9 protein-coding genes are annotated in these 12,239 nt (G+C 75.3%); 7 read left to right on the top strand and 2 right to left on the bottom strand.

The genetic code is table 11. The features are described from left to right. Window positions 1-51 precede the first annotated feature (51 nt). The gene (locus ACTMS9_RS09265; RefSeq protein WP_441164668.1) at window positions 52-2,730 is read left to right on the top strand and encodes a hypothetical protein; all 2,679 of its coding nucleotides are present in this window, start codon (window positions 52-54) and stop codon (window positions 2,728-2,730) included. A gap of 54 nt (window positions 2,731-2,784) precedes the next feature. Here the strand turns inward: ACTMS9_RS09265 and ACTMS9_RS09270 are convergent, their stop codons facing one another. Continuing rightward, window positions 2,785-4,197: an alkaline phosphatase PhoX gene (locus tag ACTMS9_RS09270; protein WP_441164669.1), complete on the bottom strand. Its 1,413-nt coding sequence runs from the start codon at window positions 4,195-4,197 to the stop codon at window positions 2,785-2,787. A 191-nt stretch (window positions 4,198-4,388) separates the two neighbouring features. Here ACTMS9_RS09270 and ACTMS9_RS09275 point away from each other — a divergent pair, with 191 nt between their 5' ends. Then, window positions 4,389-6,926 (top strand): FtsK/SpoIIIE domain-containing protein, encoded by a 2,538-nt coding sequence (locus ACTMS9_RS09275; RefSeq protein ID WP_441164670.1) that lies wholly within the window; start codon window positions 4,389-4,391, stop codon window positions 6,924-6,926. Beyond that, window positions 6,927-7,610, top strand: a complete 684-nt coding sequence (locus tag ACTMS9_RS09280; protein WP_441164671.1) for a hypothetical protein — start codon at window positions 6,927-6,929, stop codon at window positions 7,608-7,610. It begins immediately after the preceding gene. 202 nt (window positions 7,611-7,812) lie between these two features. Here the strand turns inward: ACTMS9_RS09280 and ACTMS9_RS09285 are convergent, their stop codons facing one another. Further along, a complete protein-coding gene (locus ACTMS9_RS09285; protein ID WP_441164672.1) occupies window positions 7,813-7,986 on the bottom strand; it encodes a hypothetical protein in 174 nt (57 codons plus the stop codon). Between the two features lie 453 nt (window positions 7,987-8,439). Between ACTMS9_RS09285 and ACTMS9_RS09290 the strand changes: the two genes are divergently transcribed. From ACTMS9_RS09290 to ACTMS9_RS09305, 4 genes are all read left to right on the top strand, one after another. Then, complete coding sequence (locus tag ACTMS9_RS09290) at window positions 8,440-8,685, top strand: winged helix-turn-helix domain-containing protein (protein WP_088961183.1); 246 nt, start codon at window positions 8,440-8,442, stop codon at window positions 8,683-8,685. 114 nt (window positions 8,686-8,799) lie between these two features. After that, window positions 8,800-9,063 (top strand): DUF6244 family protein, encoded by a 264-nt coding sequence (locus tag ACTMS9_RS09295; protein WP_154943759.1) that lies wholly within the window; start codon window positions 8,800-8,802, stop codon window positions 9,061-9,063. Between the two features lie 462 nt (window positions 9,064-9,525). After that, a complete protein-coding gene (locus ACTMS9_RS09300; RefSeq protein WP_441164673.1) occupies window positions 9,526-11,739 on the top strand; it encodes a M48 family metalloprotease in 2,214 nt (737 codons plus the stop codon). Window positions 11,740-11,751: 12 nt separating this feature from the next. Continuing rightward, window positions 11,752-12,147 carry an effector-associated constant component EACC1 gene (locus ACTMS9_RS09305; protein ID WP_441145096.1) on the top strand — a complete coding sequence of 132 codons (396 nt, stop codon included), beginning with the start codon at window positions 11,752-11,754 and terminating at the stop codon, window positions 12,145-12,147. The last annotated feature ends 92 nt before the right edge of the window (window positions 12,148-12,239 follow it).

A 12,239-nucleotide genomic window follows, 5' to 3' on the forward strand; every position in this document is an offset into this window, starting at 1 on the left:
ATCGCCGACAATGGAGAGTCCGTGGCTGCCCGGACCCGGCGGAGGTGCGCAATGCGAGAACCAACCACCCGGCAGCGACCCCGGCCGGCCCAGGACCGGCTCCCCACCGGGGGGCCGGAGCTGCTCTCCCTGCTGGCCCGGCTGCTGCGCCGGCCCCGGCGCGGTGACCGGCGGCTGCCGCTGCTCTGGCTGGTCCGCGCGGCCGGCGCCGGCGACGTGGCCGGGCTGCTGCGCCGCTTCGTCGGCCAGGGCGCCGGCCGCCGGGTGCCGCACGCCGTGCTCGACCCGGCCACCCGGCCCGGCGCCGACGACATCCCCGCCGTGCTGCGCGAGCTGCACCGGCAGCTGTCCCTGGAGGCGTTCGGCACCGCCCGGCTGCGGTTCCGGCACTATCCGCTGGCCGACTGGCTGATGCACCAGACCCTCGCCGACGGCGTCGACGCCGCCGACAGCGGCCGGGCCGCGCTGGTGCGGCGGCTGCGCGACCGGCGGGGCCGGCGCTCCGCCGAGGAACCCCCGGTGACCGGCGAGTCGGGCTTCGGCACCGCCCTGCAGGTGCTGCTCTGGCTGCTGCGCCGCGCGGTGCCCAGCGCGGTGTTCCGGATCGCCGTCTCCGGGCGGGTGCCGGTGGTCGGTCGGCGCTACCGGTGGTTCATGCGGCAGCAGTACCTCGCGCCCCGGCAGTCGGTGACCTTCCTCGGCTTCGCCGAACGCCTCACCGCCGGTTGGCGGGACGGTGAACAGCCGGCCCAGGTGGACAAGTTGCTGCTGCACGCCTTCCTGGAGGACCTGCGGCAGGCGTACCGCCGGCGGTTCTGGCGGCCGGGGGACTGGCGCCGCACCGCGTACCCGGTGCTGCTGCTCGACGGGGTCGCCGTGGGCACCGTCGGGCACACCCTGGTCCGGCTGCTCAACGACGTCCGCAACGAGACCGGTCGCAACGACCCGCTGCTGGTGGTGGCGGTCGCCGACGAGCCGCCGCCGGAACTGCCCGCCACCCGCGCGCTGCGCGAGGCCGACGAGGCGTACGAGGAGTGGGCCGAGGCGCTGCCGGAGACCCGGCGACTGCGCCGGGCCGCCGCCTGGCTGCTCGTCCTGCGGTTGGACGCCGGGGACGTCGTACCCCCGCCGGGGGTCACCCCCCGGGCGCTGGTGGCGCCGGACCCGCCCTGGTGGTCGCGGCGCTTCCTGCCGGCGGCGGTGGTCCTGGTGCTGCTGCTGGCCGCCGGGGCGTGGGCCGACCGACGGTGGGCGCCCGACTGTCACCCGTCCCTCACTGGGCAGGTCCGGGTGCAGATGGTCGATGGTGAGTGCGTCGGCTACAGCGACAGCGCGGGGCAGCTCTTCAACAGCGACCCCGGCCAGGACCGGCTCCGGGCGGTGCAACGGCGGATCTTCGCGCAGAACCGCGCCGCCGAGGAGGTCTGGCGGCGCAGCGAGCACCGCCGTCCGTACCTGACCCTGGTCTACCTGGGCTCGCTGACCGGCAACCGGACCCGCGCGGACGAGGAGTCCTACGTCTCCGAGCGGGAGGAGCTGGAGGGCATGGCGACCGCCCAGTACGCCCTGCTCAAGGAGTCCGCCGCCGCGGACGGCGCCGCCCTGCTGCACATCGTCGTCGCCAACGGCGGCCGGCAGATGCGCCACGCCGGCCGGGCGGTGACCATGCTGGAGGGTCTGGCCCGCGACGACCCCACCCTGCTCGGCGTGGTCGGCCTGGTGGAGAGCCGGACCAGCACCGCCGCCGCGCTGCGGGAGCTCAACCGGGTCGGCCTGCCGGTGCTGGCGCCCACCCTGTCGGCCGACCGGATGGACCAGAACTCCAGCCTCTACCTGCAGATGTCGGCGCCCAACTCCGACCAGGCCCGGATGCTGGAGACGTACGCCCGGCAGGTGTTGAAGGTGACCGAGGCGCACGTGTACCACACCACCGGGGAGGGCAGCTCGCTCGCCGACGACCTCTACGTCTCCACCCTCGTGGACGGCCTGCGGGAACGCTTCGGCGACCGGCTCACCCGGCTGGACGAGTGGCGTACCGGGCGGCGGCTGACCCAGGAGTGCGGCTACCCCGGCGTGCTGGTCTTCGCCGGCCGCTGGTCGGAGTTCGACGGGTTCCTGCGCGCGCTCAAGGAGTGCGGCGCGAACCCGCCCCGGCACCTGCTCGCCGACGACTCGGTGAACCGCTACATGGCCAACCCCGGGCTGCGGGCCAGCGCGCCCGGCAACCTGCCGGTGACGTACGTGTCGAAGGCCGCCCTGGCCACCTGCGGCGCGCTGCGGGCCGCGCAGGCCCGCCGCGACGACGCCCGGGGCACCTTCCTGAGCTGGGTGCGCGCCGACGACCTGCTGGAGCCGCCGCGCTGCCGGGACGACGCCGGCCCGCCGGTCGGGGAGCGGGTCAGCCTCGCCTACGACGCGTCGATGATGATGGTGCGGGCCCTGGAGAGCCTCGCCGCCCGGCTGCGGCACGCCGACACCGGCCGGCGCTGGGAACCCCGCGCGGTCAACCCGGCCGGCGTGCACGCCGAGGTGCTGCGGCAGAACGCCGCCGGCGGCTACCCGGGCGTCGCCGGGGTGGTCCGGTACGCCCCGGACTCCGGTGAGCCGGTCGCGAAGCGGATCGCGCTGCTGCGGGTGGCGGAGGTGCCCGACGTGGCCGCGGAGCCGGTGGAGGTGTACTACTGCGGCGCCGCCGACGGCCCGCCCGATCCGGCGTGCCGTCCCGCGTGAGGGCCGGGCGGCCGGCGTCCCGGTCGGGGACGCCGGCCGCAGCCGCCGCCGGGATCAGGCCGGGTCGGCGTTGCTCGGCCGCCCCCACGGCCCGGTGATCGCGAAGACGTAGCCGGGGGACTGGATGTTGGCGAACAGCACCGTGCCGTCCGCGCTGAACGTCGGGCCGGCGAACTCGCTGTCGTTCAGCTCGTTGCGGGCCAGCGGGTACGCCTTGCCCTGCGCGGTCACCCCGACCAGGTGGGACAGCCCATCGCCGTCCTCGGCCAGGATCACCCCGCCGTAGGGCGAGACGGTGATGTTGTCCGGGCCGTCGTAGCCGCCCGCGACCGACGGGTCCGGGTTGACCCCGAAGATCGTCTTCAGGGTGACCGTCTCCGAGCGCGGGTCGTAGAACCAGACCTGGCCGTCGTGCTCGTTGACGCTGCCGTCGGCATGCCGGGCGAAGCTGGCGACGAAGTACGCGCCCCCGTCGGCCCACCAGGCGCCCTCCAGCTTGCGGCTGCGGGTCACCTGCTCGTCGGTGAACTGCTTGCGCACCGAGACGGTCTTCGCGTCCCGGTCCGGCACGTCCATCCACCGCACCTTGTACCGGGTGCCCGGGGTGGTCGCCTCGGACAGGTCGGCGATGTGCCGGCTGTCCTGGAAGCAGTTCATCGCCTGCAGCTCGCCGGCGGTGCCGCTGTCGGGGCGCAGGGCAAGGGCGCGCAGCGCGCCCTTGCCGCCCCGGAAGCCCGACGGCGGCGTCCACCGGAAGTACAGGCCGTTCGGCCCGCCCGCGTCCTCGGTGAGGAAGATCGAGTGGGTGTACGGGTCGACCGCCACTGCCTCGTGGGCGTAGCGGCCGAGGAACGTCAGGGGCACCGGGTCGAGGTTCTGCTCCCGGTCGTGCGGGTCCACCTCGAAGACGTACCCGTGGTCCTTGAGGAACCTCCCGCCGGCTCGCTGCTCGGTCTCCTCGCAGGTCAGCCAGGTGCCCCACGGGGTGATCCCGCCGGCGCAGTTGTTGTGGGTGCCGGCCACGCTGACGTACTCACGCAGCCGCCGCCCCGCGGCGTCCACCTCGATGGTGGTGGTGCCGCCCCGGGCGCCCGGGTCGTAGGTGAGGCCCGGCAGCGCCGGCACCGGGTACGGCTCGCTGCCGCCGATTTCGTGGTTGTTCACCAGCACCGAACCGGTGGGGGACCGGAAGCAGCCGTTGGCGTCGGGATCGCTGGGGGTCGGGTGGCCGCTCTCCAGCAGCGTGCTGCCCGCCTGCGCCACGATTGTGTACGAGAAGCCGGGCGGCAGCGCCAGCAGGCCGGCCGGGTCCGGGACCAGCTCGCCGTAGCCGACGGCCGGGCGGCAGGCGGCCCGGGCGGCGGCCGGTCCGGCGATCGCCTCCAGGCTGCCAACCACCACGATGCCGAGGCCGCCGGCCGCGCCGCTGCGCAGCAGGTTGCGGCGGGAGATGGGGGAGGAGGTCACGTCGTCACCTTCCAGTTCTTTCACCATGTCGTCCGCCAGCAGGCAATCCGGACCGGCGGAACACCCGGCGGCGCGGCGGCGGACCGGCAGGTGAACAGTGGACCAACGGCTCACCCGCGACGCCTGGTGCGTCGCCGGCCCGGCTCCGTTAGGGTTCCCTCGACCGGACGGACGTGGTGGGGGAGCAGACGGTGGGCAGGCTCGCGTCGGCGTACGGCCAGGCGGTCACCGCCCACCGGCGGGCCCGTGACCGGTGGACCCGGGCCCGGGCGCTGCTCGACCGGCTGGCCGGGCAGCCCGTGCCGGAACGCACCGTCGACCTCGTCGCCCGGCTCGGCCGCCTCGCCGCCGGCCTGACCGCCCCCACCGCGCCGGCGACCCGGCCGGCCGGCGAACCCGCGCCGGTGCGCGTCGGCGACGCCACCACCGCCGACGGCCGGTTTCCGCTGCTGCTGCCGCTGGGCGCCGGCCGGCACCTGGCGATCAGCGCCGACGCCCGCGACCCCCGGGTGGCGGTGCTGCTGCGGGTGCTGGTGCTGCGACTGCTGGCCACCGCCCCGCCCGGCGCCGTCCGGGTGGTCGGCATCGACCCGGCCGCGCTGGGTGCCACCTTCCTGCCGCTGCGGCCGCTGCGCGACGCCGGCGTGCTCGGCGCGACCGCCACCACCGAGGCCGAGATCGTCGCGCTGCTCGACGCCGCCGAGGCGCACGCCCGCGCCGCCCAGCAGGCCGACCGCGACGACCACGAGCTGCTGCTGGTGGTGGCCGCTTCGGTGCCGGCCCCGCGCGAGCTGGCCCGGCTCGCCGCGCTCACCCACGCCGGGCCCGCCGCCGCGGTCTGCGTGCTGCTCGCCGGCCATCCGGTGGCGCCGCCCGGGCAGGCCCCACCGCTGGGCGCCACCACCACGCTGCGGCTCGACGAGCGGTACGCCTGGGTCGGCGACCCGCCCGGGTACCCGTTCGGCGACGACGGCACCGGGCTGGCCGTACCCGTGCTGCTCGACGGCGACCCGCCACAGGAGGCCGTCCGCTCGCTCGCCGGGCGGCTGGCCGCAGCCGTGCGGCGCGACGCGGCGCTGCACGTCGCGGACCTGCTGCCCGAGCGGCGCTGGACGGAGTCCGCGCGGGCCGGGCTGCGCACGGTGGTGGGCCGGGCCGGGCGGGAGCCGGTCACCCTCGCCTTCGACGACGCCACCCCGCACTGGCTGGTCGGCGGGCGCACCGGCGCCGGCAAGACCGTCTTCCTCGTCGACGTCCTCTATGGACTGGCCGCCCGCTACTCCCCGGCCGACCTCCAGCTCTGGCTGCTCGACTTCAAGGAGGGCGTCAGCTTCACCGAGTTCGTGCCCACCGAACGGGACCCGTCGTTCCTGCCGCACGCCCGCACCGTCGGCGTCGAGTCCGACCGCGAGTACGGCCTCGCCGTGCTCCGCGAGCTGCGCCGGGAACTGGGCCGCCGGGCCGAGGAGTTCAAGCGGCACGGGATCACCAAGCTCGCCGACCTGCCGGCGGACGCGGCGGTGCCCCGGATCGTGACCGTGGTGGACGAGTTCCACGTGCTGCTCGCCGGCAACGACCGGCTGGCCCGGGAAGCCGTCGACCTGCTGGAGGAACTGGCCCGCAAGGGCCGCTCGTACGGCGTGCACCTGGTGCTGGCCAGCCAGAGCACCACCGGCGTCGAGGCCCTCTACGGCCGCGCCGAGACGCTCTTCGGGCAGTTCGCGCTGCGGGTGGCGCTGCCCGGCGGCGAGGCCGTGCTCGGTCCCCGCGCCGCGACCGGCACCGCCGGCCCCGTGGGCACCGCCGTGGTCAACACCGCCGCCGGCGCGCCCGGGGCCGACGTGCTGGTCCGCTTCCCCGACGCGCACGCCGACGCCCGGCAGGTCGCCCGGCTGCGCTACGAACTCTGGGACGACCGGCCGGAGGGCTGGCCGCCGCCGGCGGTCTTCCGCGGCTACGAGCCGGCGCACCTGGAGGACGAGCCGGCCGCCGCCGCGCTGCGGCCCGGCGCGCGCCGCCCGTCGGCGCTGGTCGGCCGCACGGTCGACGTGGCGGGCAGCCCGGCCCGGTTCGCCCTGGACGCCGGCCCCGGGCGGCACCTGGCCGTGGTGGGCACCGCGGCGACCGGGGCGCACGTGCTGCGCGCCGCCGCGCTGAGCCTGGCCCGCCAGCACGCCCCGGGCGAGGCGGAGTTCGTGCTCGCGCCGCTGGTCGAGGCCGCCGACGAGCTGGCCGACGAGACCGCCGCCGGGATCAAGGCCGCCGGGCACCCGGTCACCGTGGTCGACGCGGCCGGGCTACGCGGGCGGATCGGCGAGCTGGCCGCCGACCCGGGGCAGCGGGGCCGGACGTACCTGGTGGTCTTCGGGGTGGACGCGGCCGGCGCCACCCTCGCCCGGACCGACCCGGACACCTTCCGCTCCGGTCACGACGACCTGCGGGCGCTGCTGCGCCAGGGCCCCGGCCACCTGGTGCACCTGCTCGGCTGGTGGCGCGGGCTGCGCCGGCTCGCCGACGACCTCGGCGGCTCGCAGAACCGCGACGACGTGGCCTGCCTGGTGGCGCTCAACGTGCCCGGCGCCGACCTCGGCCTGCACCTGGGCGTCACCGACCTGGCGTACACCCCACGGGCCGACCGGGCGCTGCTGGTGGACCGGCACGCGCAGCGGACCGCGCTGATCGTGCCGTTCGTCCGCCCCGGGTACCGGCCCGAGGACGAGGAGCGCTGAGTGTCCACCTTCGACGAGTACGCCGCCGCGGTGCGCCAGCTCTCCGTGCAGGTACGCGAGGGCGAGCGGGGCGCCGCCGCCGAGGCGGAACGCCGGCGGCGGCTGCACGCCGGGGTGGCCCAGGTCGGCCAGCGGCTCGCCGCCCAGGGCCAGCGGCTGGACCAGCTCGGCGAGGCGATCGGTCTTCCGCCGGCCACCGCGGCCGCTCCGGACGGGCCGGACGCCGTCACCGGCCCCCCGGTCGCCAACGATGCTGTCGATCCCGACGCCGATCCGGCCGTCGTGCTGGAGGAGGCCCGCCGGCTGGTCGACGAGGCCGACCTGCGGACCCGGGAGGTCGAGGCCCTCGCCGCCCGGCCGGAGCTGCTGCCGACCTGGTCCCCGACGGCCCGGGCGGTGGCCGTCTACGTCGCCTGCGCCGCCGCGGGCGTGCTGCTCATGCTGGTCCTGGTGGTCGCCTCCGGCGTGGGGCTGGTCAGCGGCTTCACCCTGGGCGCCTGGATCTGCGCCGGGCTGCCGGTGCTCTCCTTCGCCGCCGGCTGGCTGATCCTCGGCCGCTGGGGGCGGCCCGCCCTGGCCACCGTGGAGCCGCCGCGGTTCGTCCCGCTCGGCTTCGTCATCTGCGTCGCGCTGGTGCCGACCGCGTACTGCGCCAGCCTGCTGCTCGTCCGTTTCCTGCGCTGACCGCGCCCGGCCCGCGCGCGCAGGGCGTCCAGCGTGCCGTCGTGGTGCGCCAGCCGGGTCCGCGCCGCCCGCTGCTCGTCGCACGGCCCGGGCCGTCCGCACGTCCGGCACACCCCGGTGTACGCCTCCGTGCGGTGCTCAGAGATGGTCCGCCGCGCGTCGGCAGCCTGCTCGGCCGCGTACCTGCGCAGGTCACTGGCGTTCACCGGCTGTCGTCGACGCCGGTGGCGGTGGCGTGGACGGCCCTGACCGGCCGGGCGAAGCGGACGTCGGGACAGGGGTAGTCCTCGCCGCAGCCGCAGAGCCACCGGGTGACCACCCGCGGGGGATGAGCGAAGAGGATGTCGTCGGCGTCCTCGACGTCCTGTGCGGACACCAGCGACTCCGGACGGCCTGGTCGCCCGGATGGCTGGTCGTCGCCCGGTCGCCCCGCCCGGTCGTCCCGGTCCACGGGTGCAGGACGGGCGCGGCCGGTCGGTGGAACACCATGGGTGTCACCGGAGCTGTGTGACACCCATGGTGTTCCACCCGCTCCGTCCTCGTCCCCGTTCATCGAGCGGTTCTCTTCGGGTTGGTCGTGCATCGAGTACTCCCGTCCGGTGGCGTCTCCTTGGTGGGGTTCGCTTCAGCCTGGGCGCTGCCTGCGGGCAGGCCGCGGCACGCCCGGCCGTCCAGGGGGACCGGCCGACCGGGCGCTCTGCGCGGTGGGGAAGGACCAACTCCGGTTTGCAGACCTGGGAGCCGGCCGAGATAGAGCATATATAACAGGTCATGCAAGGGCAAGCAGTGGACCAGACATTGCTTGCTATACAAAGTTTCACGTGATCAAATGGCGGTGCAGACCTGGGAGACACCAATGCCCGCCAAAGCCAAGTGGGCGCAGATAGCCGATGGCATCCGCGCTCAGATCCAGTCCGGCGAACTCGCGCCGGGAGACAAGCTGCCGTCGACGTCCGAGCTGTGCCGTCAGCACAGCGTTTCGGCAATCGTCGTCCGGCAGGCGATCAACGCGCTCAAGATCGAAGGGCTCGTCGAGGGAGTCGGCGGCGTTGGCGTGTTCGTCGCCGAGCGGTAGTCGACAATCGGTTCGTCGTCGTGTGATCGCCGGAGGGCAGGTTATCTCGTACCCTCCATTGTGGTCCACGCCGGTGGCCGCGTCGATCGACGCGGAACGACCAGGGGAGGGCGCGTGAGCGCAGCACAGGTCATCGCCAGGCTGGCGGCGGCGGCGCAGAAGCTGGACGAGGCGAAGGCCAAGACCGCCGCCGCGGCGCAGGACGCCGCCGAGGCGCGGGAACTGGTCGCCGGTGCCCTGGAAGGGGTCGCGGCCGGACCGCTGATCGGGATGCTGGACGCCTACCGGCAGGCGCTGACCCAGGCGGCGCAGGGCGCCGGGCCGGCCACCCAGCAGGTCCAGGAGACCATCGCCAAGGTCCGGGCGCTGGGCAGCTGAGCCCGGCCCCGCCCAGCCGGCAATGCCGCGCCCCGATGTCGGATAGCTGATCCGGAACAGGGCGGTACCGCCTGCACTCCTCTGCATATCCTGGCGGGTTCGCGACCAATCAGCGCGGTTTCCCGGCCAATTCGCCGAAGGCCTCCGCCAACCCCTGTTTTCGCATCGATCGACGCCGCCAGCGACCCGGGCGGCGAGCGGCGAACGCCCTGGTGGAACGGGGAATCGGGCCACCGCGGCGCGCCGGCGGCAGCGGGCCAGGCCGATTTGGTGGTGGCGATATCCATTCGCGACAGGTAATGTCCTGCGACGTCGAAATCCACTGATCGATTTCGGCACCGCATTCCTGCCCGCGCACATACCGTCGACGGTCGGCCCGGCCGCCGTCCGATGCGCCGTGCCCGTGGAACGTGCGCCCCTTCGCCGTCCCGGGTGGTGGCGTCTGTCGTCGAGGAGTCTCCCGTGAGCGACCCGGACGTTGACCCGCAGGTGAGACCCGCGGTCGAGCAGCGCGCGACCGAGCCGCGCCCGGCCGGACCGGGCGGACTCGACCGGCGGCTGGCCGACCGGCCGCCGGGGTACCCGAACGCGCTGGTGTGGCTGCGCGCCGGCATCCTGCGCGACTGGCGAGGCGTGCTCGGCAGCTTCCTGGCCACCTGGTTCTACGTGCCGCTGGCGCTGCTGGCCGCGGTGTGGGGCGGGCTGGCGCTGGGCGTGCTCGGGCTGGTCGCCGGGGGTACCCAGGCGGGCGACGCCCTGCCGTCGGTGGTGCGCGACGCGCCGCTGGTCGGTCCCCTGCTCGACGCCTTCCTCAACCGGTCCGGCGGGGTGGTCGGCGGCTTCGCCGGCTTCGCGGTCGGCTTCCTGGCCGGCTTCCTGGTCGTGCTGGTGCTGCCCTGGCGGGACGCCTTCGACGAGCCGGCGAACCTGTTCACCGGCCTGGTCGGGATGGTGGTGGCCGCCGCTCTGGTCGGCCTGGTCTACACCCTGGGCCGGGTGCTGCTGGAGCCGTGGCTGCTCAGCGTCTCCGGCGCGCGTCAGCTCAGCCGGCGGGAGGCCGAGCGGCTGCGGCCGATCCTGTCCGGGTGCGCCACCCGCCTCGGCCTGCCGACCGTGCCCCGGCTGCTGATCGAGGACGACCCGGTGCTTACCAACGCCCGGGCCTACGCCCGGCACATCGTGGTGACCACCAGTCTGCTCGACGAGCCGGACGAGGACGTCGCGGCGCTGCTCAGCCACGAACTGGTGCACTGGCGTACCGGTGACGAGGTGACCAGCGCGTTCGTCCGGGGGGTCGGGCTGCCGCTGGTGCTGGTCCACGCGGTGCCGACCTGGCTGATGCGCCGGTTCCCGCACCCGGCCACCGACCTGCTGGTCTTCATCGTCTTCTGGCCGGTGCTGCTGACCATGCGGTTCGTGGTGCTGCCCTGCCACCGCCGCGACGTCCGGGCCGCCGAGTACCGGGCCGACGCCGGGGCGGTCCTCGCCGGCCACGCGGCCGGCATGCGGTCGATGCTGGAACGGCGTCGGTCCTTCGAGACCGGCCGCAGCGGGTGGGACGAGGCGGTGTGCGCCACCCACCCGCCGTCCGAGCTGCGGCTCGACCGGCTCGAGCGACTCACGCCGGCCACCGCCGACGAGGCGACGGCCGCCGACGGGAGCCCCGCCCGGGTGGGCACCGAGGAGCTGTTCGGGCGGCCGGGGCCGGTCGGCTCCCGGCGCGCCTGGCTGCTGGTCGGCACGCTGGCGCTGATCGGCTGCCTCGGCGGCGGCGCGCTCACCACCGCGCAGTGGCTGCTGTTCCGCCCGCAGGCGGCGGTGGACGCCTACTTCTCGGCGCTGGACGACGGGGACGGCCGGGGCGCCCTGGCGGCGTTGACCCCGGACGCCAGGGCGGCGGCGGGCGACGGCGAGCAGCTCGCCCGGATCGTCGGTGGGGAGGGCTACCAGCCGCCGACCGACGTGGACGTCACGTCGGTCGAGCGCGACGGCGACGAGGCGGTCGCCAAGGTCGCCTACACCCTGGCCGGGCAGAAGCTGAGCGCCGAGCTGCCGCTGCGCCGGGACGAGTCGGCGACCCTCGGGCTGTTCCACCGGTGGCAGATCGCCGCGCCACCCGCGCGGCTCAGCCTGCCCGGCGCGGCGGGCCTGACCGTCAACGGCCAACCCGCACCGGCGGCTGGAGAGGGCGTCGAGCTGGCGCTGCTGCCCGGGGCGTACACCGTCGGCGGCCAGCGCAACGCCCTCAGCGAGACGCCGTCGCAGGTCGTCTACGTCCTGCCCGGGCAGGAGAGCGCGGGGGCCCCCGACCTGACGCCGACGCTGGCCCCGGCGGCCCAGGCCACGGCGGAGGAGAGCGTCAAGGCGTACCTGGACGCCTGCGCGGCGCAGACGGTGGCCGCGCCCCAGGGGTGTCCGTTCCGGTACTACACCGGGGAGACGGTGAAGAAGATCGCCTGGAAGATCACCCGGTACCCGACGGTGCAGCTCACCCTGACCGGCCCGACCACGGCGCAGGTGTCGACGCCGTTCGAGGGCCGCGGGTCGGCCCGGGCGACCGGCACCACCACCGGCTTCTTCGGCACCACCCCGTTCACGGAGGACGAGGAGATCCAGGTGGTCGGGCTGCTGTCCGTGGTGGACGGCAAGCTGACGTTCCGGCCCAGCGGCGAGTAAGGGAGAGCCGACATGACCGAACCGTCCACCCGGCCGGGGCGACCCGTGCGGATGGTGCTGACCCCGCGTACCGCCCGGCCGCCCCGGGTGCCGCTGCTGGCCTGGATCCACCGCCGGCCGGAGTTCCGCGCCGCGGTGCGCGACGCCGCCGCCGGCCAGGGCGGCCGGCCCGGCTTCAGCGACGCGGTGATCATCGCGGTGGTGGCCCAGGGGCTGCTGCCCGGCCTGTTCAACCTGGTGCAGTCCTGGGTGGACCAGCAGCGCACCGAGGTGACCATCCGCATCCAGGTCGGCGACGCCGAGGCGGAGATCCAGGTGAACGGCCGGACGGATCCCACCAAGCTGCTCGACCAGACCACTCGGGCGCTGCGCGAGGCGGCGGACGGGGAGACCGGCCCGACCGCCTGACCAGGAACCCCACCGGGGCCGACCGCGTTCGCGGTCGGCCCCGTCGTGCTTCGCCCGCTTTGCCGGAAGACACCTCCGGTGCAACATCAGGT

This window comes from Micromonospora sp. L31 (assembly GCF_052068075.1).
Classification (GTDB): Bacteria; Actinomycetota; Actinomycetes; order Mycobacteriales; family Micromonosporaceae; genus Micromonospora; species Micromonospora purpureochromogenes.